Annotated in this window: 23 protein-coding genes, 1 riboswitch and 1 other annotated feature; of the genes, 3 read left to right on the forward strand and 20 right to left on the reverse strand. The window is 35.6% G+C overall.

What is annotated here, in order from left to right; genetic code table 11:
* Nucleotides 1-42 precede the first annotated feature (42 nt).
* The 6 genes from HMPREF9225_RS09100 to ribD form a co-directional block, all read right to left on the reverse strand.
* On the reverse strand, nt 43-1,308 hold the full coding sequence (locus tag HMPREF9225_RS09100; protein WP_008902657.1) for a dihydroorotase: 1,266 nt from the start codon (nt 1,306-1,308) through the stop codon (nt 43-45).
* On the reverse strand, nt 1,305-2,528 hold the full coding sequence (tyrS, locus tag HMPREF9225_RS09105) for a tyrosine--tRNA ligase (RefSeq protein WP_040551490.1): 1,224 nt from the start codon (nt 2,526-2,528) through the stop codon (nt 1,305-1,307). Before tyrS ends, HMPREF9225_RS09100 begins: the two co-directional genes overlap by 4 nt.
* Before the next feature lie 222 nt (nt 2,529-2,750).
* Complete coding sequence (gene ribH, locus HMPREF9225_RS09110) at nt 2,751-3,218, reverse strand: 6,7-dimethyl-8-ribityllumazine synthase (protein ID WP_008902659.1); 468 nt, start codon at nt 3,216-3,218, stop codon at nt 2,751-2,753.
* Between the two features lie 42 nt (nt 3,219-3,260).
* Nucleotides 3,261-4,466, reverse strand: coding sequence for a bifunctional 3,4-dihydroxy-2-butanone-4-phosphate synthase/GTP cyclohydrolase II (locus tag HMPREF9225_RS09115; RefSeq protein WP_008902660.1), 1,206 nt, complete (start codon nt 4,464-4,466; stop codon nt 3,261-3,263).
* A 10-nt stretch (nt 4,467-4,476) separates the two neighbouring features.
* A complete protein-coding gene (locus tag HMPREF9225_RS09120) occupies nt 4,477-5,112 on the reverse strand; it encodes a riboflavin synthase (protein WP_040551492.1) in 636 nt (211 codons plus the stop codon).
* Nucleotides 5,113-5,116: 4 nt separating this feature from the next.
* On the reverse strand, nt 5,117-6,223 hold the full coding sequence (gene ribD / locus HMPREF9225_RS09125; RefSeq protein WP_008902662.1) for a bifunctional diaminohydroxyphosphoribosylaminopyrimidine deaminase/5-amino-6-(5-phosphoribosylamino)uracil reductase RibD: 1,107 nt from the start codon (nt 6,221-6,223) through the stop codon (nt 5,117-5,119).
* Between the two features lie 51 nt (nt 6,224-6,274).
* Nucleotides 6,275-6,386: riboswitch (FMN riboswitch) on the reverse strand.
* Nucleotides 6,387-6,523: 137 nt separating this feature from the next.
* On the opposite strand from ribD, the gene HMPREF9225_RS09130 reads away from it, so the two are divergent.
* The 3 genes from HMPREF9225_RS09130 to rplL all read left to right on the forward strand — a co-directional run bounded on the left by HMPREF9225_RS09130 (nt 6,524) and on the right by rplL (nt 9,147).
* Nucleotides 6,524-7,948 carry an aspartate ammonia-lyase gene (locus HMPREF9225_RS09130; protein ID WP_008902663.1) on the forward strand — a complete coding sequence of 475 codons (1,425 nt, stop codon included), beginning with the start codon at nt 6,524-6,526 and terminating at the stop codon, nt 7,946-7,948.
* A gap of 87 nt (nt 7,949-8,035) precedes the next feature.
* Nucleotides 8,036-8,167 (forward strand) — a sequence feature (ribosomal protein L10 leader region).
* 7 nt (nt 8,168-8,174) lie between these two features.
* On the forward strand, nt 8,175-8,711 hold the full coding sequence (rplJ, locus tag HMPREF9225_RS09135) for a 50S ribosomal protein L10 (protein ID WP_023058980.1): 537 nt from the start codon (nt 8,175-8,177) through the stop codon (nt 8,709-8,711).
* Between the two features lie 55 nt (nt 8,712-8,766).
* Nucleotides 8,767-9,147 carry a 50S ribosomal protein L7/L12 gene (gene rplL / locus HMPREF9225_RS09140; RefSeq protein ID WP_008902665.1) on the forward strand — a complete coding sequence of 127 codons (381 nt, stop codon included), beginning with the start codon at nt 8,767-8,769 and terminating at the stop codon, nt 9,145-9,147.
* 106 nt (nt 9,148-9,253) lie between these two features.
* On the opposite strand, the gene HMPREF9225_RS09145 is transcribed toward rplL, so the two are convergent.
* The 14 genes from HMPREF9225_RS09145 to pknB form a co-directional block, all read right to left on the reverse strand.
* On the reverse strand, nt 9,254-10,177 hold the full coding sequence (locus HMPREF9225_RS09145) for a pseudouridine-5'-phosphate glycosidase (protein ID WP_008902666.1): 924 nt from the start codon (nt 10,175-10,177) through the stop codon (nt 9,254-9,256).
* A 2-nt stretch (nt 10,178-10,179) separates the two neighbouring features.
* The gene (locus HMPREF9225_RS09150; RefSeq protein ID WP_008902667.1) at nt 10,180-11,241 is read right to left on the reverse strand and encodes a carbohydrate kinase; all 1,062 of its coding nucleotides are present in this window, start codon (nt 11,239-11,241) and stop codon (nt 10,180-10,182) included.
* 166 nt (nt 11,242-11,407) lie between these two features.
* The gene (locus tag HMPREF9225_RS09155) at nt 11,408-11,995 is read right to left on the reverse strand and encodes a thymidine kinase (protein ID WP_008902668.1); all 588 of its coding nucleotides are present in this window, start codon (nt 11,993-11,995) and stop codon (nt 11,408-11,410) included.
* Nucleotides 11,995-12,480, reverse strand: a complete 486-nt coding sequence (locus tag HMPREF9225_RS09160; RefSeq protein ID WP_008902669.1) for an ECF transporter S component — start codon at nt 12,478-12,480, stop codon at nt 11,995-11,997. The genes HMPREF9225_RS09155 and HMPREF9225_RS09160 overlap by 1 nt, the downstream gene beginning before the upstream one ends.
* Nucleotides 12,481-13,356: an Hsp33 family molecular chaperone HslO gene (hslO, locus tag HMPREF9225_RS09165; protein ID WP_040551789.1), complete on the reverse strand. Its 876-nt coding sequence runs from the start codon at nt 13,354-13,356 to the stop codon at nt 12,481-12,483.
* Entirely contained in the window at nt 13,340-14,047 is a 708-nt protein-coding gene (locus HMPREF9225_RS09170; RefSeq protein ID WP_040551496.1) for a class I SAM-dependent DNA methyltransferase, read from the reverse strand. Before HMPREF9225_RS09170 ends, hslO begins: the two co-directional genes overlap by 17 nt.
* Nucleotides 14,040-14,771: an SIR2 family NAD-dependent protein deacylase gene (locus tag HMPREF9225_RS09175; protein ID WP_008902672.1), complete on the reverse strand. Its 732-nt coding sequence runs from the start codon at nt 14,769-14,771 to the stop codon at nt 14,040-14,042. Before HMPREF9225_RS09175 ends, HMPREF9225_RS09170 begins: the two co-directional genes overlap by 8 nt.
* 2 nt (nt 14,772-14,773) lie before the next feature.
* The gene (locus tag HMPREF9225_RS09180) at nt 14,774-15,709 is read right to left on the reverse strand and encodes a type II CAAX endopeptidase family protein (RefSeq protein ID WP_008902673.1); all 936 of its coding nucleotides are present in this window, start codon (nt 15,707-15,709) and stop codon (nt 14,774-14,776) included.
* Complete coding sequence (gene hpt, locus HMPREF9225_RS09185) at nt 15,699-16,223, reverse strand: hypoxanthine phosphoribosyltransferase (RefSeq protein WP_008902674.1); 525 nt, start codon at nt 16,221-16,223, stop codon at nt 15,699-15,701. The genes HMPREF9225_RS09180 and hpt overlap by 11 nt, the downstream gene beginning before the upstream one ends.
* Before the next feature lie 159 nt (nt 16,224-16,382).
* Nucleotides 16,383-17,366, reverse strand: coding sequence for an amidase domain-containing protein (locus tag HMPREF9225_RS09190; protein ID WP_008902676.1), 984 nt, complete (start codon nt 17,364-17,366; stop codon nt 16,383-16,385).
* A 144-nt stretch (nt 17,367-17,510) separates the two neighbouring features.
* Nucleotides 17,511-18,140 (reverse strand): thiamine diphosphokinase, encoded by a 630-nt coding sequence (locus tag HMPREF9225_RS09195; protein WP_008902677.1) that lies wholly within the window; start codon nt 18,138-18,140, stop codon nt 17,511-17,513.
* A complete protein-coding gene (gene rpe / locus HMPREF9225_RS09200; protein WP_008902678.1) occupies nt 18,137-18,778 on the reverse strand; it encodes a ribulose-phosphate 3-epimerase in 642 nt (213 codons plus the stop codon). Before rpe ends, HMPREF9225_RS09195 begins: the two co-directional genes overlap by 4 nt.
* Nucleotides 18,778-19,629 (reverse strand): ribosome small subunit-dependent GTPase A, encoded by an 852-nt coding sequence (gene rsgA, locus HMPREF9225_RS09205; RefSeq protein ID WP_008902679.1) that lies wholly within the window; start codon nt 19,627-19,629, stop codon nt 18,778-18,780. Before rsgA ends, rpe begins: the two co-directional genes overlap by 1 nt.
* A complete protein-coding gene (gene pknB / locus HMPREF9225_RS09210) occupies nt 19,626-21,602 on the reverse strand; it encodes a Stk1 family PASTA domain-containing Ser/Thr kinase (RefSeq protein ID WP_008902680.1) in 1,977 nt (658 codons plus the stop codon). The genes rsgA and pknB overlap by 4 nt, the downstream gene beginning before the upstream one ends.
* Between the last annotated feature and the right edge of the window lies 1 nt (nt 21,603).

The following is a 21,603-nucleotide window of genomic DNA, read 5'->3' on the forward strand; positions in this document are numbered from 1 at the left end:
CTTCCTTTTATATTTTTTTGAAATTTGTTTATTTAATAGTTTTTAATTTATTTTTAAATCCTTGTCAATATATGCAATATTTCCCTTTGCAAAAGTCATCCAAATTTTTCCTTCCATTTCTTCATTTAAGAATGGTGTGTTCTTTGATTTGGATAGGCTCTCTTCAAATTTCCATTTAGTACTTGTGTCGAAGATTACAAAGTCAGATACTTCTCCAACCTTTATCTCTCCTCCCGGAAGATTGTAGAGTTTTGCCGCATTGACACTCATAAGTTCAACGAGTTTTTTTAAATCTATAAGACCTGCCTTCAAAAGATGCATATTCGCAAGTGAGAATGATGTTTCAAGTCCAGTTATTCCACTTGGAGCCTTGATAAGTTCTCTGTCCTTTTCCTCCTTGGTGTGAGGTGCATGGTCAGTTGCTACCATATCAATTGTGCCATCGGCGATTGCCTTTAAGATTTTTTCTCTATCACAAGAGGTTCTAAGTGGCGGATTCATCTTTGCTCTCGTTCCATGTTCTAGCACTGCATCTTCTGTTAGAGTGAAATGGTGAGGAGTTACTTCTGCATATAGGTTTGCTCCCAAAGATTTATAAAATCTCACAAGGTCCACACTGACACCAGAAGAAATATGTTGTATTACAACCTTCGCCCCAGTGTATAGAGATAGGGCTCCATCTCTTGCTACCATAACATCTTCTGCAGCCCTAGGACTTCCGTAGATATTTAAAGCGCAGGAAACTTTGCCGTGGTTCACCCCATTTTCTTTTATAAGGCTTGGATCTTCTTCATGAAAAGATATGACAGCGTCAAGCTCTTTTGCCTTTTCCATGGCAAGTTTTACGATGTCAGTTCTCATATCTGGAATTCCATCGTCGGTAAAGGCAACTGCGCCTGCTTTTAAATGCTCTTCCATGTCTACGATATCAATTCCTTTAAATCCTTTCGTCAAAGCAGAAACTGTGTAGACATTTATCTTTAAATCTTCTGCTCTTTTTACAAAATCTTCTATAAGTTCTTTTGAGTCCATAGTTGGTCTTGTGTTTGCCATGCATATTACAGAGGTGAATCCTCCTCTAGCTGCTGCCATGGAACCTGTTTCTATATCTTCTTTTTCTGTTTGACCGGGATCTCTGAAGTGAACATGGGCATCTATAAATCCTGGGGCTATGATTTTACCAGTCATGTCTATGCCAGGTTTGTCAGTTTTGTCGATGGAGATAATCTTTCCATCTGCGATTTCCACATCGGTTACTATATCTCTATCGTTTAATGGATCTATGAGTCTTATATTTTTAAAAATCATACTAGGGTTATCCTTTGATGAACTTTCTTTCCTTTTTGAATTATGATTTTGTCGTCTTTAAACATATCCGCCTTTACAACTAGGTTAGGATCTTGAACTTTTTCTCCATCTATTGAAACTCCGCCACCTTGGATAAGTCTTCTAGCTTCTGAGTTGGATTTAGTTAGATTTAACTTTGTCATAAGGTCTAGGATTCCTATTCCTTCTTCAAAGATTTTTCTATCCATATCTTCATTTGGAATATTTTCAGAATCAGCTCCACCTTGGAATAGTGCCTTAGATGCTTCTAGTGCTTCTTTTGCAGCTTCTTCTCCATGGACATCCTTTACAACTTCAAATGCTAGAACTTCTTTTGCCTTATTTAATTCTTGTCCTTCTAGCTTTTCATATTCAGCAATCTTTTCTAGTGGTAGCATGGTTAGAAGTTTTAAGAATTTGATTACGTCTCTATCGTCACTGTTTCTTAGGTATTGGAACATTTCGTATGGAGATGTCTTTTCTCTATCTAGCCAGATTGCTCCCTTTTCTGATTTACCCATCTTTTGTCCAGATGCTGTGGTTAGAAGTTTAAATGTCATACCAAATACTAGGTCACTTTCAAGTTTTCTAACGAGTTCATATCCACCAATAATATTTGACCATTGGTCTGATCCACCTAATTCAAGTTTAACTCCATGTTTTCTGTAAAGATATAGGAAGTCGTAGGATTGCATAAGCATGTATCCAAATTCAAAGAATGTAAGTCCATTTTCCATTCTGTTCTTGTAGCAGTCGAAGTTTAACATTCTATTTACTGAGAAGTGAACTCCTATTTCTCTCATAAATGGAAGGAATTTTAAATCTAGTAGCCAGTCTTTGTTGTTTTCTATGATTCCTTTTCCTTCGCTGAAATCTAAAAAGTGTGAGATTTGTTTTCTAAAACATTCCGCATTGTGATTTATAAAATCTTCTGTCATTACCTTTCTCATGTCGTTCTTACCAGATGGGTCACCTATCATTGTAGTTCCTCCACCTAGTAGAGCAACAGGTATATGACCTGCATTTTGCATGTGTTGCATTACTCTTATTTGAAGAAAATGTCCAAGGGTTAGTGAATCTGCTGTTGCATCAAATCCTATATAGAATTTTACTTTTTCTTTTCCAAGCAGATCCCTTAACTCTTCTTCATGTGTCATTTGGTCAATAAAACCACGTTCTTCTAAAATATCAATTACGTTCATTTTTCCTCCTACAAAAAAATACGCCCTAAGCTTGAATGGACGCATTCGTGTTACCACCATTCTTTGCCTAGGGCCTTGTTCTAAAAATCACTGAAATCTCCGGTGTTGTAATTCGATTTCTCTACTGGGTCACCTTCACAGATTTCTTATTAAGTTTCTTTCATTTTATATTAATATTTTTTCTTTGTCAATCTAATTTTGCTTTAATCCTATAAATTAAACTTATCCTCTTATATCTTCCAAGAGGTTTGCCATTTCAATAGCAGTTACAGCAGCGTCGAAACCTTTGTTGCCCATCTTTGTGCCTGCTCTTTCGATTGCTTGTTCTATATTTTCTGTAGTTATTATTCCAAATATAACTGGCACTTCTGTTTGAAGTGATGCTTGTGCGATTCCCTTCACCGCTTCTGTGGATACGAGTTCATAGTGGGTTGTCGCTCCTCTTATGACTGCTCCAAGGGCTATTACTGCGTCGAACTTGCCAGTTTTTGCAAGCATCTTGCAAGTGATTGGAATTTCAAATGATCCTGGCACCCAGAACACTTCTATTTCATCTTCTTTAACTCCATGTCTTTTTAGTCCGTCGATGCAACCATCGAAGAGTTTTGAAACGATAAATTCGTTAAATCTTCCCATTACTATGGCGTATCTTTTGCCTTGTGAACTTAAATTTGCGTTGTGAATTTTCATTTTTATCTCCTTTTATTATCCTTAATTTATTTAATATAATGACTACTTAATGAATTCTGAAAGCATGTGGTTCATCTTTTCCGCCTTGGTTTTTAAGTAGAACTCATCATCCTTAGTAGAATGAATTTCTATTGGAACTCTTTCCTTTATCTTCATTCCAAATTCTTTTAGTGAATAGATTTTGTCCGGATTGTTGGTTAGAAGTCTTAACTCTTTTACTCCTAAATCTTCTAGGATTTGTGCTCCAGTTGCATAGTCCCTCGCATCTTCTGGAAATCCTAGGGCAAGGTTCGCTTCAACAGTATCCATTCCTTGATCTTGAAGGGCGTAGGCGCGAATCTTATTTACAAGACCGATTCCTCTTCCTTCCTGTCTCATGTAGAGAAGGATTCCTCTTCCCTCTTCGTCGATTCTCTTCATTGCCATGTGAAGTTGGTTTCCACAGTCGCAACGGGATGAACCGAAGCAGTCTCCAGTCAAACATTCTGAATGGACTCTGCAGAGCACATCCATTCCATCTCCGATTTCGCCTTTTACTAGGGCTATGTGATGTTCTCCAGTTACAGTGTCTATATATGCGTGGGCTCTAAATTTTCCAAACTTGGTTGGTAGGTTTGCCACTGCAATCTCTTTAACTATCTTTTCATGTCTCTTTCTATACTTTATAAGTTCTTCTGTGGTTGTAATCTTCATATTTAATTTTTTTGCAAGTGCAAATATTTCTTCTCCGCGCATCATGTGTCCATCGTCAGCCATGATTTCGCAGCAGATTCCCACTTCTTTAAGCCCTGCAATCTTTAGAAGGTCCACTGTAGCTTCTGTGTGTCCCTCTCTTACGAAAATCCCATTTTCTTTTGCAACTAATGGAAACATATGACCAGGACGTCTAAAATCTTCCGGCTTTGCATCTTCTTCTGTGAGTTTAACTGCAGTTAGGGCTCTTTCGTAGGCAGATATTCCTGTAGTGGTGTCCACATGGTCCACAGAAACTGTAAATGCCGTTTCGTGATTGTCAGTATTTTCCACAACCATCTGTGGCAAGTCAAGTTTCGTTGCATATTCTTTTGACATTGGCATGCAGATTAAACCCTTTGCAAGAGATGCCATGGTATTTATCGCTTCTCCTGTGGCAAACTGAGCCGCCATAATCATGTCCCCTTCGTTTTCTCTTGAAGGATCATCTGTAACGATGATTATTTCCTTATTCTTTAGTGCTTCTACGATTTCTTCGATGGTGTTAACTTTCATTTTCTTCTCCTTAAAATCCGTTTTCTCTTAAAAATTCCAAATCAATGCTATTTTTTTCTTCTTTATTTAAAAATTTATAGACATACCTTCCGATGATATCCGTTTCGATATTTATACTGTCTCCAAGTTTTTTATCCTTTAGGTTGGTCTCTCTTATTGTGGTTGGGATTATGGAAACTTCTAGAGAATTCCTATCTACATTTGAAACTGTGAGACTAATGCCGTCTAAGGCTATCGAACCTTTGTTGACCACATACTTAAGTACATCGGGATTTGCGGAAATTTTATAGACTATTTCGTTTGAGTTGTGGGTAGTATTTATAATTTTTCCCACTCCGTCCACATGGCCTTGAACTATGTGACCGTCGAGCCTTTTAGTTGGACTTAACGCCCTTTCCAAATTCAAAATCTCTCCGTCTTTTAATTCTTTGAATGTGGTGTTATTTATGGTTTCAAGCATGGCTTCTGCTTCAAAATAATCTTCTCCAAGTTTTGTAACGGTGAGGCAAACCCCGTCAGTTGCTATTGAATCCCCAAGTTTTGTTCCTTCAAGTACAACCTTCGCCGAAATATTTAAAGTATAGAGATCTTTTTCTTTTTTTATGCTATTTAATCTTCCTTGCTCTTCTATTATTCCTGTAAAAATACGATCACACCCTTCCTTTTATGAATATGTCAGTTGCAATTTTAATAACTTCCACATCTTTTATATCTATTGCTTCGTCTAATTTTTCGATTCCCATACTTCCGATTGCAGAGACTCCGTCTGATCCGATGATCTTGGGAGCGATGAAGAAATAAAATTTATCTACTAGTTTTTCTCTTAGCATCGATGCATTTAAGCTTCCTCCACCTTCCAAAAGTATGGAAGAAATGTTAAATGTTTTTAATTTCTCCATAAGATCTCTTAGATCAACCATTTTATCTTTTTCTTTTACGATTACTACATTTACATTTTCCATCTTGGATAGGATTTCAAATTTTTCTTTGTCGCAATTTTCTGTGGTGGCAATTATTGCTATATTTTCAAGATCCTTTGAGAGAACTTTTGCCGATGGAAAAATCCTAAGTTTTGAGTCGACGATTATTCTAGCTGGACTATGTGGATACCTTCCCGCTCTTACATTTAATGTGGGATCATCCTTTAAAACAGTGTTTATTCCAACCATAATACCGTCGCACATTCCCCTTAGTTCGTGGGAGAATTTTCTAGATTCTTCTGAAGTTATCCACTGGGACTCATAAGTTTTTGTAGCAATCTTTCCGTCAATTGTCATTCCAGATTTTAAAACTACGAATGGTCTATTATTTTTTATATAGGTAAAGTATCTTTCGTTTAGTTTTTCGCATTCCTCTTTTAGAACTCCTACTTCAACTTCGATACCTGCATTTTTTAATCTTTCTATTCCTCTTCCAGATACTTTTTCAAATGGATCACAGTTTCCAATGACAACTCTTGTGATCCTCTCCTCTATGATTCTGTCTGCACAGGGTGGAGTCTTTCCATAGTGGGAGCAGGGCTCTAGATTTACATAGAGGGTAGCACCATCTAAATTTTCTCCTTTTGCCTTTGCATCATTTATCGCATTTACCTCTGCGTGACAAGATCCAAAGACTTTGTGATAACCCTCACCAATTATTTTTTCATTCCTTACGATGACACATCCGACAAGGGGGTTTGTCTTTGTGGCACCGATACCATTTTTTGCAAGCTCTATCGCCCTACTCATGAAATATCTATCGTCTAAGTTTTTCATTTCTTCTCCTAAAATAAAAAAGAACCCATTTCAGGGTTCTAGTACACAAAAAAATCTCTTCTTTCATCCAGACTATACTGTCGGTATTGGAATTTCACCAATTCAGCTTGCGCTCGCGGACTTTACCGCCGGTGGGGAATTGCGCCCCGCCCTGAAGACATAAAATATATTTAGTTCTAATTTAATGATACCAGTTAATGAAATTTTGTCAATTATAATTTCAAAAATATTTTTTTTAATATTTATGAAAACTTTATCCTAAAAAAAAATATTATGCTATAATTTACTTGAGGTGAAAAAATGAAATATAGAATAGAACACGACAGTGTCGGAGACAAACAAGTACCAGTTGAAGCTTACTACGGAGTTCAATCTCTAAGAGGAGCTGAAAACTTTAAAATATCTGGTAAAACTCTACATCCAGCAATGGTTAAAAACCTTGCTCTAGTTAAGAAAGCCTGTGCAATTGTAAATAATAAATGCGGAATCCTAAGTGATGATGTTTGCAAGGCAATAGTTTATGCATGCGACGAAATCCTAGCTGGTAAATATTTAGAAGAATTCTTAACAGATATGGTTCAAGGTGGTGCAGGAACTTCTGCAAACATGAATGCAAACGAAGTTATCGCAAATATTAGTAACGAATACTTAGGCGGCGGACTTGGAACTTACGAACACGTACATCCAAACGACCATGTAAACATGGGACAAAGTACAAACGACGTATATCCATCAGCAGGTAAATTAGGAGCTCTAGATTTAATTCAAGATGCAATGAAGGAACTAAATAGACTTTATAATGCACTTATGAATAAATCTGATGAATTCTCAACCATCTTAAAGATGGGTAGAACTCAACTTCAAGACGCAGTTCCTATGACTCTTGGACAAGAATTCCACGCTTACGCATCAGTAATAAGACGTGACATCAATAGAATTGAACACGCTTCCCACGCAATCAAAGTACTTAACATGGGTGGATCTGCAATAGGTACCGGTATCAACGTAGATAGAAACTACTTCGATATGATCGTACCAGAAATTGCAAAACTTACAGGATACGATCTAGAACAAGCTCCAGACCTAATCGACGGAACTCACAACCTAGATGGACTTGTAGAACTTTCTTCAGCCCTTAAGACCTGTGCAGTGAACCTTTCAAAAATTTCAAACGACTTAAGACTTATGGGATCAGGTCCAAAGACCATGATTGCAGATATTATTCTACCTCCAAAGCAAAATGGATCTTCCATCATGCCTGGTAAGGTAAACCCTGTAATCCCAGAAGTTGTAAACCAAGTAGCATTCAAAGTAATCGGAAACGACGTTACTATTTCAATGTGTGCTGAAGGTGGACAACTTGAACTAAACGCATTTGAACCAGTGCTTTTCTATTCACTATATGAATCTATAGAATTTATAACTCACGGAGTAGAAACTCTAGTTGACAATTGTATAGTAGATATAAAACCAAACCTAGAAGTGCTTAAGAAGGATCTTGAAACTTCTGTAGGAACAATAACAGCATTCGTTCCACATATTGGATACCAAGTATCAGCAGATATTGCAAAAGAATCTCTAAGAACTGGAACTCCAATTAGACAACTTATTTTGGAAAGAAAGCTTTTGACAGAAGAAGAAATAAATGAAATATTCGATCCACAAGCAATGACTAAACCAGGTATTGCTGCAGAATATTTAATCAAACAAAAACATAATAAATAAAAATAAAATTTTGGACCCTAAGTTTTAAACTAGGGTCTTTTTACATAAAATCTTAAAAATATCTTGACATTACTATTTTCACAATATATAATATCTATGTTAAAGCCAAAGACAGCAGGTGCAACAGCTTAAATATCCTGCCGAGGTTCGAAAAACATTATTTTTTTAATGATCGGATTTACGTCTCACGGCTTTAGTGAGATTTTTTTATTTTGGGGGTGAAAGAGTGAGAGAACAAGTACTAAGCCAAAAACAAGCCCAAGTAGATGAAATTAAAGAAAAAATTGAAGCTGCTAAGAGTATCGTTCTTATGAACTACCACGGACTTAACGTAGGAGAAGTTACTGAGTTAAGAGATAAATTCAGAGCAGAACAAGTTGATTACAAAGTATACAAGAATACTTTGATGAAGAGAGCATTTACTGAGCTTGGATACGAAGGATTAGACGAAATTTTAAAAGGACCATCTTCTATTGCATTCTCAATGGCAGACGCAGTACCAGCTGCTAAGATCGCATCTGAATTTGCAAAAGACCATGAAGCTTTAGAAATTAAATCAGGTATACTAGATGGTAAAGTTATATCAACTGATATGATTGAATCTCTAGCAAAACTTCCATCAAGAGAAGTTCTTATTGCACAAGTACTTGGTGGATTAAACGCACCAATCCAAGGATTAGCAAATGTACTAAGCGGTACAATAAGAGGACTAGCAGTGGTATTAAATGCTATTGCTGAAAAGAAAGAACAAGAAGCAGCTTAATGCTTCAAATAAAAAAGATTAAAAAATATTTTAAAAACATTTAGGAGGAAATATAATGTCAGAAAAAGTACAAGCACTTATTGAAGAAATCAAAACACTTACAGTTATCGAGCTTTCAGAAGTAGTTAAAGCTCTTGAAGAAGAATTCGGAGTATCAGCAGCAGCTCCAGCAGCAGTTGCAGTAGCAGGTCCAGCAGCAGCAGGCCCAGCAGCAGAAGAAGCAAAAACAGACGTTGATGTAATTCTTGAATCAGCAGGTGGAGAAAAAGTTAAGGTTATCAAAGTTGTTAAAGATATCACTGGACTAGGACTAAAAGAAGCTAAAGCTCTTGTAGACGAAGCTCCAAAAGCTATCAAAGAAGGAATCCCAGCAGACCAAGCAGAAGAACTAAAAGCTAAACTTGAAGAAGCTGGAGCAACTGTAACAGTAAAATAATGATTTTAAAGACAGGTCTTACCTGTCTTTTTTTATGTCCAAATAAAAATTTTCCATAATTTAAAAAAACCATGGATATTTCTATCTATGGTTAATTTTTTTATATTTATTTATTCATAGCTACTGCTATCTTAGCTCCTACTTCTGCATTATGTTTTACTAGGGCGATGTTTGCTTCTAGTGATTTACCTTCTGTTGCTTCCAAAACTTTTTGTAGTAAGAATGGTGTGGTTTCCTTGCCGTGGATTCCCTTTTCTTCCGCTTCAACTAGGGCTTCTTTAATTGCAGTATTTATTTTATCTTCGTCCATTTGTGATTCTTCTGGAATTGGATTTGCAACTACGATTCCGCCGTTTAGTCCAAGTTCCCATTTTGTACTTGCGATATTTGCTGCTTCTTCTTCTGATTTAACTTCATAGTCTAGTTTAAATCCTGATCTTCTTGTGAAGAAGGCTGGCATTTCTTCTGTTCTCATTCCAAGTACAGGTACGCCAAATGTTTCTAGGTATTCTAGTGTAAGTCCAATGTCTAGAATTGATTTTGCTCCGGCGCAAACTACTAATACTTCGTTATTTGCAAGTTCTTGTAAGTCTCTAGAAATATCGAAAGTCTTTTCTGCTCCTCTGTGAACTCCACCGATTCCTCCTGTTACAAATACTTTTATTCCTGCGATTGCACAGGTGATGATGGTAGATGCAACTGTGGTGCCTCCGTTTAATTTATTTGCAACGATGTATGGGTAGTCTCTTCTAGAACATTTGATAATATCTTTTGAAGTAGCCATAAATTTAAGTTCTTCTTCTGAAAGACCTACCTTTATTCTTCCGTTTATAATTGCTGTTGTAGCTGGTGTTGCTCCTTCTTTTCTGATGATTTCTTCAACTGCTTTTGCAGTTTCTAAATTCATTGGATATGGCATCCCATGAGAAATAATTGTGGATTCAAGGGCAACTATTGGGCGACCTTCTTCCATTGCTTTCTTAACTTCGTCACTGTAATCAACGTATTTTTTTAAAACTTCTTTGTTCATTTTTACCTCACACTTTCTATATTTAATTTATCTGATACTGCTCCTTCTGATTCCAATGTAATTTTGGAACATTTTGAAGCAAACTTAAGTCTGTCTTTGATATCCATATCATTTAAGTATGCGTGGGCATACCCAGCACAGAATGCATCTCCTGCTCCGGAAACATTCACTATATCCGCCTTAAGAGCACCTTGTTTAACGTAATTTCCTTCTGAATAGTAGATTGCTCCTTCCTCTCCCATAGTTAGGACGATTTCTTTTATTCCCTTATCTATTAGAGATTTAAGTGCCTCTTTTAGAGATTTTTCATCCTTAACTTCGATTCCAGATATCTCTTCTATTTCATATTTGTTTGCCTTTAGGATTGAAATCTTCGAAACATGGTCTCTAAGTTTTATTGCTTTATTTACAGACACAGCTTCAACCATGGTCTCAACTCCCAAGCTAAGCAGGTATTCTATAGCATCTTCCCTTAGATTTGTATCGATGACTAACATGTCAAAACTCTTTATAATGCTAGCTTTTGTTTTCAAAAATTCTACGTTTAAAGAGTCCATAATGTCCATATCTGCGACGGCATAGATCATGTCGTGGTTTTCATCGTGAATCGCCAAGTACTTAGAAGAATTCTTGCCATGGATCCTCATCATATCCTTGGTATCACAGTTTACATTTGTAAGAGACTTTTCAATTATTTGAGCCTCCGCATCGGAACCTATAACTCCTATAAAGGAAACTGTTGAACCGAGCCTTGCCAAGTTTTCTGCAATATTTCTGCCTACTCCTCCAGGAGAAGTGGTGATGTGACCAGGATTTGAATCTCTCATAATAAGTTTTTTAAACGGCACTGAGAGAATATCTGCATTGGCGCCGCCTACTACCATTATCTTTTTTCGCTTTCCAAGAATATATCCTCTGCCTTCTATATATCCCTTCTCTGAAAGAGCTGAAATATATGTGGCTACAGAACTTCTAGATATATTAAGCAAATCCGCCATTTCATTCTGTGAGATGGATGGATTTTTTTTAATAAGAGCTAGTATTTCTTCTTCTCTTGGAGTCATATAATCACCTCGACTTTTGTTTATATTATAATCATAAGTCTAGTCTTTTTCAATAGAATTTATGTGAAGTTTATATTATCTATAAATTTAAAATTTAAAAATTTATTTAATTTTTATTTTGTTACTTTTAAATAAAAAACTTCCAATAAAAAAGATAGTGTCTCCACTATCTCTTCTGTTCGTCTTTATTCTTTTTCATAAGATTGTAGCAATTTCTGCAGATTGGTTCGTATTCGTTTTGTGCTCCGATTACGACCCTTTGGGTGTCGTCTGATTTTCTGTGGGAAACCCATGCGTCGCTGCCGCATTTTACGCATACTGCGTGATGCTTGGTGATGTAGTCGCAGATTGGCATAAGATCTTTTACAATTTCAAATGGATGGGCTTCGAAGTCCATGTCAAGCCCTGCCACTACGACAGTCTTGCCATCGTATAATAGACTATTTATATCTTCTAAAATCTCTTTTCTTTCACCGCCGAGGAATTGAATCTCATCTATTCCCACCACGTCAACGGGATTTTCTTCTACAAATTTTACAATATCTTTTACAGAATCAACCATCACTGCTTCTATATAGGTCTTGTCGTGGGTGGTGATTCTGTCCTTCTTATCCCTTGTATCCATTGCAGGTTTAAATGCACAGGTTTTGTATCCTGCAATGGCAAATCTCTTCATTTCTCTTTCCAAACTAGATGTTTTACCAGAAAACATGGAGCCTGTGTGCATGATTAATTTACCTTTGTATTGATGCATTATATATTTTTAAGTCCTTTCTTGATTGGAGATATTATAATAAATACCACCACTGCACTTACAAGTATCTGTACAACATTTCCAGGTATTGATGCGAATGGTGCTACGAATGAATGATACATAATTGCTTCGCCGAAGTAATATCCTAGTACCTTTATCACTACCATTAGTACAAATCCTATTAAAAGATTTTGCATGTTAAATTTTTTGGTCACATTTCCTAGTACGTATCCCATGATTAGACATGTGATTACTGTAATTGGTGCCCATGCTAAGTATCCAGAGAATATATCGAACATTCCCATTCCAAGCGCTCCTGCTATGGCTCCCACATATGGTCCATAGACGATGGATGCCACGAAGAATGGAACGTTACCCAGGTGAACTAAGCCTCCTGCAATTGGTCCTGGAACTTTTAGCCATGTAAATAGGAAAATTAGTGCTGCTGATAGAGCTGTGATAGTTATATTTTTTGTACTTTTCATTTATTTCGCCGCCTTTTTAAGTATTTCTTCTAAATCTTCTTTGTTAAAATCATATTCCTTTGAACAGAAATGGCAAACCACGTGGGCATGACCATCTTCTTCTATGATCTTTTCTATTTCGTGGACCCCTATTGATGCTATGGAATCCTCTACCTTTTCTCTGCTACAGTCGCATCCAAATTCTATATCTTTTACTTCTAGAATTTCATATTCCATTTCTCCATAGATCTTTTTTATTATTTCTTCTGGAGTATATTCAAGAAATAAATCCGTTATGGATTTGATCGGTGCCAGATTTTTTTCAATTATTTCTATATTTTCTTCTGGACAGTCGGGCATAAGTTCTAGGATAAATCCTCCCGCTTCTTTTATGCTTAAGTCCACATCCACAAGCACTCCAAGACCAACCGCTGATTTTACTTGGTTGGAATTTAAGAGATAGTATGCAAAATCATCTCCTATCTCTGATGTTAAAAGTGGTACCGAGCCGGAGTAAGGCTCTTTCATTCCAAGGTCCATTGTGATATTTAATGTTCCTTTGCCTATGTATCCGCTGACATCAATCTTGCCATCAGACTCTCTCGCAGGCAGATCCACATTGTTATCTACATATCCCTTTATCTTTCCATCATTTTTTCCTGTTACAACTATCCTTCCACCAGGTCCATCCCCTGCAATGATAGCTGTAATGGTATCATTTTCGTTCTTAAGAGTTGACGCCATTATAGATGTCGCGGTAAGTGTCCTTCCCAGCGCACATGCAGCAGTCTTTGAAAGACCATGAGCAAGTCTTGCATCATTTACCACATCTGTTGTGTCTGCAAACCTCATCTTAATCGTCTTGTCTTTTGAAATTGTACTATAAATTTTCCCCATAACAAACAAACGTGACACGTTTAGCTGTGTCTATACCTCCTTCATCGCTGTAATTATTATATAGTTCTACTCTAAAACCACATTCTTCTAAGTAATTCTTAACAGTTTTAATATCGTGGGCACATTCCACATGATTTTCTATAAATCTTCTGTATGTACCATTTTCTTCTTTTACAAAGAAATTGATATCGTAGTAGTTGAGCCTTTCCTCTTCGTCGAAGAAATTTTCCCAAACATAAAATACATTTTCCGTTTCATCTATATAGACCTCTTCCATGTTTTGAAACTTATAAAATGTATTTAAATCAAAAATAAATATTCCGCCTTCATTTAAATTATTGGCTACATTCTTAAAAATATCTTTTAATTCTTCAGTATCCAAGATATAGCTTAAACTATCTCCAGAAGATATGATTGCATCATAGGACTTATGCATATCGAAACTTCTCATATCGAGACAGTAGAGATTGCCTTTCACCTTATTTCTTGCCATTGCAAGCATATCCGGCGAAAGATCAAAACCATCTATTTCAAAATCATCTTCTAGGAGCTTCATCATAGTTCCTGTGCCACATCCCATGTCTAGAACCGATTCTTTCCCATTTAGTTTTTCTTTTATAAACTCTGCAAAACCTTCGTAGTCTAAGTCATACATGAGTTCATCGTAAATATATGCAAAACCCTTATACAATTTTTAGTTCCTCTACAATCTCAGAAAGTACCTTCGATGAATTTTCGTGGAATACAAAGTCCGCTCTATAATCGAATGGAGTCCTATCGTTATTTATTATTATTAAATGAGGAAACATCTCTGGAAAGAAATTGACAGGACTTACCGTTAGAGATGAACCCACTACTATAAGCGTATCCTTTCCACTTGCAGCAGTGTATGCCTTTTGAAAATCGAGAGGCATACTATCTCCAAACATGACTACATTTGGCCTTACTGTCCCACCGCATTTTTCACATTTTGGTGGTATTTCTTTCTCCTCTACCTTTGAAACCAAGTACTCAAAAGGATATACAGCACCGCATTTGATGCAGTGGACGTCTCTAGTTTCCCCATGAACTTCAAAAATATTTTTAGATCCTGCTTTAAAATGAAGATTGTCTATGTTTTGAGTTATAATTCCATCTAAGTATCCTAATTCTTCCATCTTTGCAAGAGCGAGATGCCCCTTATTAGGCTTTCTATCGAAGAGATCTTTTAGAATTACATATCCTTCGCTGTAGAATCTCTCTGGTTCATACATTAAAACTTCTCTAGATAGGGCGGTAACTGGATCAAACTTTTGATAGTAGCCTGTGCTTGATCTAAAGTCTGGGATTCCAGAATCAGTAGATATTCCTGCACCGGTAAGTGCAAATACTCCATTTGAATTTTTAATAAGTTTTGCCGCTTCTTTAATACTCATGACTACCTCCTAAAAATAGATAAGTTGTAAATAATGTAGAGAATAAACTCTGCGAACACTGGAATAAAACTAAACCACTCAAAATCATCTATGGAACGTCTCGGCGTCTTCAAAACTTCGCTATTTTGTCTTATGGTTCTCTTTTTGCTCATATATTTAAATATGATTACTAAAAGCACTACACTTATTACAGAGAGAACTGTTAATACCACCACTGTAAAAGCTTCTGTAGAACCAATGGATTTAGCTAGGTTTGAATTTGAAAAGATACCGATGAAATTGTCGTTAAAAAACTTCGCCACAAGGATTGCTATAATATTATTGGTAAAATGGCTTATGATTGGAGCATAGATAGAACCAGTTAGTTCCATAAGATTTGCAAACAAAATTCCTAGAAGAAATGGTGCCACGAAATTTTGTATATCGAAATGGCTCATAGCAAAGATAAAACTGCTAAGAAGTATTGCAAACTTTCTTCCATAGATATCATAGGCATTTAAAATCATCCCCCTGAAGAATACTTCTTCACAGATTGAAGGTATTAGACAGGCGAATACTAGGTATATCGAGAAAGATGATTTTGTAAATATGTCCTGTGAAAAGTTGTTAAACTCTACAACTTTTGAAATTGCATTTAGAAATAGTCCGTTTAATAGAAGTATTATCGGATATGATAGGATCGTTACAAATATTACAAGGACTATATTTATAAATGAAATTTTATTTACCGACAAAAGTCTCTTAACATTTCCAGAAAAGAATAGAATTATAATGGCAGGTATGAGAAGTAAAAATACTTCTGTAATAAATGTGCCTAGGAAGAAATTCTTTTCTTGGATGGTATTGCCAATGGTTAGAAATAGTATTCCAAAGATAAGGCAGAAAATATTGACGGTAAAGATATTTATATTTTTTTTGTAATAATTTCTAGTTCTCATAGGTGAATATATAAGGGATATTTCTCATATAATCCCCATAATTTAATCCGTATCCAACTATGAACACATCTTCTATCTTAAATCCAATGTAGTCTGCTTCCACATCCACTTCTCTTCTAGAAGGTTTATCTAGAAGTACGCAGGTCTTTAAAGATTTTGGATTTTTGCTATTTATATGTTCGATTACAGATTTCAAAGTATGACCGGAGTCGATTATATCATCGACTATAAGTACGTCTCTTCCTTCCACTTGTGATCTAAGATCAGAGATAATTTTAACTTCGCCACTGCTCTTTTCTTCGTGACCATAGGACGCTGTGGTTAAGAAATCAACTTCCAGTTCCAAATCCATATTTCTAATTAGGTCTGCACAGAAAATAAATGAACCTCTAAGTAGTGATACCACTAGTAGATTCTTGTCCTTATAATCTTGTGTCAGCTCTGCACCTAATTTTTCAATTCTATTTCTTATATCTTCTTCCGAAAAAAGTATTTTTTTAGTCTTATTCTTCATTTTTTCTCCTCGAATTTATTTCTTTTAATTCTAAATAAATCTTATTAAGCGTAAGTTGGATTGTAAAGAGTATGATAATTATAATTGCGAGTACAAAATAAACACCCATAAATCCCTCCTTATTTTATTATACCATTAATTTTCATAAAAAAATCCCACTTAATGAGAAGTGGGAGTAAAATAAATTGTTTTGCTGCCAAGGGGTAAAATTTCATTTCGCCTTGGTTTTGTGTGGGCTGTATACTTCATGGTTACAGTATCTTGGTAGGTTATAAGAGCAACATGGGACGCATCAGTCCAATAGACTATTGACCCGGGCTCAACCTTTCCTCGAAATTTTTCTTGATAGAAAAATCCGTGGCGAGTAAGGTATGGGACAAGTCCTGAACCATCATTTTTAAATCCTGTTGTAATCCAGTTTATTGCTCCTGGATAGAAACTTCCCTTTTCAGATATTCCGCCTTTGTTTATGCAGGTGGATACGAAATTGGCACAGTTGTTTTCATACTCTGGTTCGTCTTTATAATGTTCTAGTGCGTAGGTGCAAGCTTCTTTTCTATCATAATTTCCTTCGCCGATTATTTTTTCGTAATTTATTGCTGCAGATTTTCCAAGATTACTAAGTCTATCTTCGTCTATCTTAATTGCAGAAAGTTCTAATGTTTTTTCATGGAGAGGAAATTTTAAATCACTGAAACTACTTTTGCCATTAGGCATGAGAAAAACTAGACTCGTCTTTGATTTATTTTTATAGAAATTATTTGCATAGTTTTCTAAGTAATTGGCATAATCTTTTGCTTCATCTGTACTTGCATTTTCTCTAAAACTTTTTATAAATGGTAGATCATGGGGAGATTTCGTTAGAGTCATATTAAATTCTGTGGTAAATTCCAGTCCTCTATCCGTTTCTTCTGTTGATGTGATTTTGAAATTTTCTATATCGTAGTATCCTCTGTAATTTTCAATTAAAAATTCTTCCACATCCTTTTCTATATTCTTTACGATTTGCGGTTTTGGAGTAAATAGTTTTATATTTTTTACATTTCTTGCAATCCTTGGGACGATAAATATTAAAATTCCTAGGAAAAATATCAAAATAATTATTCTAAATAAAAATGAAAAAAGCCTTCTTAAAAATCTCATAATACACCTCCTAATTATAGTACCAGGAATGTTTTACAAAATTTCTAAGAAGACTCTAAATTTGTTTTAAATTAATATTATTAAATTTTATTTTTTGATGAATTAAAATTAACTTAAACTAATTGAAAATAATTTAAATTAAAATCAATCCTTGGAAAGAATTAAAAATCCTTCTCCATCTATCTTTATCTTCGCAGCATCATCCTTAATTTGATTTGAAGTTGCACGAATTGTGTACCTGTTAAATTTAAAATCTTCCACATCGTAGTGGGCTCCTTTTATTGAAAGTGTGACCTCTTTTGAAACAGGAACTATGGAAAAATATTTGTAATTATTTTTTAAAATTTCAACTTCTTCGTTAGAAATAAATCTAACTTCATTGTGGTCATCGATAAATCTTCCAGCCACATTTTCTTTTTTCAGTCTCTCTAGAAGAAACATGGAAGAAAACATATGATCAAGTCTCGTCCCCGTTGCAGCAAGGATCACAATATCATCTGCATCCTTTTCAAGTAGCACTTCAAGGCATAGTTCTGTATCGGTGAAATCTTTTTTTGTAGGATATTTTTTTATCTTAATATTATTTTTTTCGATAAATTCTCTTCCCACATCATCTATGGAATCAAAATCTCCAAGCACTTCGTCGGGAATTATATCTGTTCCAATCAAATTTTTTATTCCGCCATCAGCAACTATGATGTACCTGCCATCTATATTTTCAAGAAGAGTTTTTTCACTGACCTTGGTTCCTCCGCTTATTAAAAGTCCCTTCATCTTAGTGCCTTAAACCTCTTTATATTTTCTACTGCATCTCCGGTGAATATTCCAGAGCCGGATACCAACATATCTGCTCCAGCTTCATAAAATTTCATTGCGTTATCTAATTTTACTCCGCCATCGACTTCAATCTTTATGTCCAAGTTTTTTTCTTCGATAAGTTTTTTTATTTCTTTTATCTTTTCGAAGGATGACTCAATCATCTTTTGTCCGCCAAATCCAGGGTTAACACTCATTACAAGTACAAGGTCAACCTTGTCCAAGATCCAATTTAATATTGAAATATCATCGGAAGGATTTAGTGCCACGCCAGCTTTAACTCCATAGGACTTAATTAGAGAAAGTGTCCTATCCAAGTGTTTCGTTGTAGAAGGATGTACGGTTATAATATTTGCACCAGCATTTACAAAATCTTCTATAAAATTTTCCGGTCTTTCAATCATTAGATGCACATCGAATGGAATCTCTGTGTGAGGTCTCATAGCTTTTATAATTGGAGCTCCAAAGGTTATATTTGGAACGTAGTTTCCATCCATTACATCTAGATGAACGAAATCTGCTCCTCCAATATTTAATTTTTCAAGTTCTCCTTTTAAATCTGCAAAGTCACATGAAAGCATTGACGGTGAAATCATTAGTACTTCCTCCTATTTTTTAATTCTTCATATAGTCTTATATAACTTTCGTACCTGGTCTCTTCGACTTCTCCATTTTCTAATGCAGCTTTAACTCCACATCCGGGTTCATTTACATGGTGACAGTCGTTAAATTTACAAGAATATTTATTAAACTCTCTAAAATAATATTTCAGATCTTCTGCTTCAACATCTACTTCGTAGCTAGAAAATCCTGGCGTATCAAAGATAAATGTATTATTTTCTCCAGGAAATATTTCCACATGTCTAGTGGTGTGTTTACCTCTATTTAGCTTTGAAGAAACTGTTCCCGTTTCAAGATTTATATTTAAAATATTTGAAATCAAGGTTGATTTTCCAGCTGCTGATACTCCCGATAAGGCTGTGGTTTTACCTTCTAAAAGATTTTTTATACTTTCTTTTCCTTCTCCAGTAATCGCACTGTAAATGTAGGTTTCGTATCCGGCTTTTTCATAAATATTTTTAAGCTTGTTTGCATAATCTTTGTCCAAGTCTGCTTTAGATATGACAATCTTAACAGTCATATCTTCTTTTTCATATTCAGCAAGGACTTTGTCGATTAAAAATATATTTGGGTTGGGATTCTTCGTAGGAATTATCACAAGTGCTAAGTCCACGTTGGCAACGGGAGGTCTCTTTAGCATGTTTTTTCTAGGATGAACATTAGTTATGTATCCAAGCATTTCCTTTTCAACTTCGAAATCAACGATATCTCCAACTACAGGTTTTTCATCTTTATGGCGAAAAAGTCCACGAGCTCTTGTCTCGTAGACTTTGTCATCTTTTACATAATAAAATCCGCCGGTTAATTTAATAATCTTACCAATCATTTAAGCACCGTTGAATCGACTTCTTCGCCATCTATTGAAAGTACGAATTTGTCTCCAGATTTTCCTTTTATTTCTATTGAAATATCTCCATCTTCAAAAGTTTTATGGTAGTCGTAAAATACCATGCTTTCTCCATCTCTATACCTAGTAACTACGACTCTATGTCTTTGACCGTCATCGTTTACTTTTGTTTTAAATACTTGACTTACTTCTGAGCTATCACTTTCATTTTCGCTAGGTTCAGTACTTTGAGTAACAGGTCCACTAGAAACTATTAGATGAACAGTAGAGTTTTTAGCAACTTCTCCGATTGGATCTTGTCTTACGACTTCATCCTTGCCAACTTCGTTTGATTCTTGGTATTCAACTTCAACCTTAAGTCCGCTATCTTCCAAATATTTTTGTGCAACGGTTAGTTTTTCACCTCTGAAGTTGATTGCATTTACAGGATTGTTGTCTATTCCCTTTGAAATTACTAAATCTACAGATTGACCTCTCTTAATTTCAAATCCTGCTTTCGGTTCTGTGGAGATGATCTTACCTGCTTCGATTTCATTTGAATATTCTTCTTTTACTTCACCAATATTAATTGAGCTTGAAGTGAATAGATCTTCTGCTTCTGCTCTAGTTCTATTGATAACATTTGGAATGGTTACTACTTCGTCTAGTTTATTTAAAAATACCTTAATAGTATCTCCAGTCTTTAATTTAGTTCCCATTACTGGTTCTTGAGAAAGTACAACTCCATTAGGTCTGTTGTCTTCTTCGTCGTATTCTATTTCAAGTTTAAGTCCAAGGGTCTTTAAAATTGATCTTACTTCAGCTTCAGATTTTCCAAGTAGGTCTGGTGCTTCAAATTCTGTAACTTCTGGTTCTTGTACCTTTGGCTTGTCGTCACTTCTACTTGACATAACTTTTGGAACTATAAATACGAGTAGTGCGACGGTTAGTAGAGCTGCAAGCACTCCTAGTAGAAGTGGTCCAGTCGAATTCTTCTTTGGCTTTTGTCTTTTTTTCTTGAAGTTTTCTTCGTTATTTAAAGCTATATTGCTATAAGGAGAATGATCTGAATCATCTCTTCTTATTACTTTTTTATTTCTGCTTACAGGAGGATCTACTTCCTTTTCTGTAATACTAATACCTCTACCTAAGAGTATTCCCTTAATCGCTTTTATTGCAGCAGATGCATCTTTGAATCTGTCATCAGGATTTTTCATGGTAAGTTTTTCTACCAATATATCTGCGTCTTCACTTATGTCAGAGTAACTATCTGATGGTTTTGGCATCTTGGATTGAACTTGCATCAGTGCAACTGAAACAGGATTTTCCGCATCGAATGGAAGTTTGCCAGTAAGCATTTCATATAGAACTATCCCCAAAGAATAGATATCTGATCTATTGTCTACCTTTACTCCCCTTGCTTGTTCTGGTGAGAAGTAGTGAACAGATCCCATAATTGCATTGGTTGCAGTCACAGTTGTGTTGTCGGCGATTCTTGCGATTCCAAAGTCGGTTACCTTTACCCTGTCGTCGTGGGTAATCATGATGTTCGGGCTTTTGATATCTCTGTGAACTATTCCCTTTGAATGGGCAACCTTAAGTGCATCCAAGATTTGAATTGCGTAGTTAAGCGCTCTCTTTTCTGGGATACGACCTTCTTCTTTGATAACTTCTTTTAATGTTCTGCCTTCTATATATTCCATTACGATGTAATGTACTTTTAAACCTGCTAGATCTTCTGTTCCAACATCGTAAATACTTACTATGCTTGGATGTGAAATTGATGCAGCAGCAAGTGATTCTCTCTTAAATTTCTTTATAAAACCGGTTTCGTCATTGTACTGTGCTTTTAATATTTTGATTGCGACTATTCTGTCGAGTCTTCTATCATGAGCTTTATAAACGTCGCCCATACCACCGGTGCCAATTTTTTCTAAAATTTCGTATCTAGTTCCTAAAACTTTTCCTATCATT

The sequence above is a fragment of the Peptoniphilus duerdenii ATCC BAA-1640 genome, assembly GCF_000146345.1.
GTDB classification, from domain to species: Bacteria; Bacillota; Clostridia; order Tissierellales; family Peptoniphilaceae; genus Peptoniphilus_B; species Peptoniphilus_B duerdenii.

Bases quoted from the DNA above. Each gene is read 5' to 3' on its own strand.
- rpe (WP_008902678.1), bottom strand. From the start codon at position 18,778: ATGATTTCACCGTCAATGCTTTCATGTGACTTTGCAGATTTAAAAGGA.
- HMPREF9225_RS09150 (WP_008902667.1), bottom strand. From the start codon at position 11,241: ATGACTCCAAGAGAAGAAGAAATACTAGCTCTTATTAAAAAAAATCCA.
- HMPREF9225_RS09180 (WP_008902673.1), bottom strand. From the start codon at position 15,709: ATGAGAACTAGAAATTATTACAAAAAAAATATAAATATCTTTACCGTC.
- HMPREF9225_RS09145 (WP_008902666.1), bottom strand. From the start codon at position 10,177: ATGAACAAAGAAGTTTTAAAAAAATACGTTGATTACAGTGACGAAGTT.
- HMPREF9225_RS09195 (WP_008902677.1), bottom strand. From the start codon at position 18,140: ATGAAGGGACTTTTAATAAGCGGAGGAACCAAGGTCAGTGAAAAAACT.
- hpt (WP_008902674.1), bottom strand. From the start codon at position 16,223: ATGAAGAATAAGACTAAAAAAATACTTTTTTCGGAAGAAGATATAAGA.
- rsgA (WP_008902679.1), bottom strand. From the start codon at position 19,629: ATGATTGGTAAGATTATTAAATTAACCGGCGGATTTTATTATGTAAAA.
- rplL (WP_008902665.1), top strand. From the start codon at position 8,767: ATGTCAGAAAAAGTACAAGCACTTATTGAAGAAATCAAAACACTTACA.
- pknB (WP_008902680.1), bottom strand. From the start codon at position 21,602: ATGATAGGAAAAGTTTTAGGAACTAGATACGAAATTTTAGAAAAAATT.
- HMPREF9225_RS09175 (WP_008902672.1), bottom strand. From the start codon at position 14,771: ATGAGTATTAAAGAAGCGGCAAAACTTATTAAAAATTCAAATGGAGTA.
- ribD (WP_008902662.1), bottom strand. From the start codon at position 6,223: ATGAAAAACTTAGACGATAGATATTTCATGAGTAGGGCGATAGAGCTT.
- hslO (WP_040551789.1), bottom strand. From the start codon at position 13,356: ATGGGGAAAATTTATAGTACAATTTCAAAAGACAAGACGATTAAGATG.
- HMPREF9225_RS09155 (WP_008902668.1), bottom strand. From the start codon at position 11,995: ATGCATCAATACAAAGGTAAATTAATCATGCACACAGGCTCCATGTTT.
- HMPREF9225_RS09115 (WP_008902660.1), bottom strand. From the start codon at position 4,466: ATGAAAGTTAACACCATCGAAGAAATCGTAGAAGCACTAAAGAATAAG.
- ribH (WP_008902659.1), bottom strand. From the start codon at position 3,218: ATGAAAATTCACAACGCAAATTTAAGTTCACAAGGCAAAAGATACGCC.
- HMPREF9225_RS09100 (WP_008902657.1), bottom strand. From the start codon at position 1,308: ATGATTTTTAAAAATATAAGACTCATAGATCCATTAAACGATAGAGAT.
- HMPREF9225_RS09190 (WP_008902676.1), bottom strand. From the start codon at position 17,366: ATGAGATTTTTAAGAAGGCTTTTTTCATTTTTATTTAGAATAATTATT.
- HMPREF9225_RS09130 (WP_008902663.1), top strand. From the start codon at position 6,524: ATGAAATATAGAATAGAACACGACAGTGTCGGAGACAAACAAGTACCA.
- HMPREF9225_RS09160 (WP_008902669.1), bottom strand. From the start codon at position 12,480: ATGAAAAGTACAAAAAATATAACTATCACAGCTCTATCAGCAGCACTA.
- tyrS (WP_040551490.1), bottom strand. From the start codon at position 2,528: ATGAACGTAATTGATATTTTAGAAGAACGTGGTTTTATTGACCAAATG.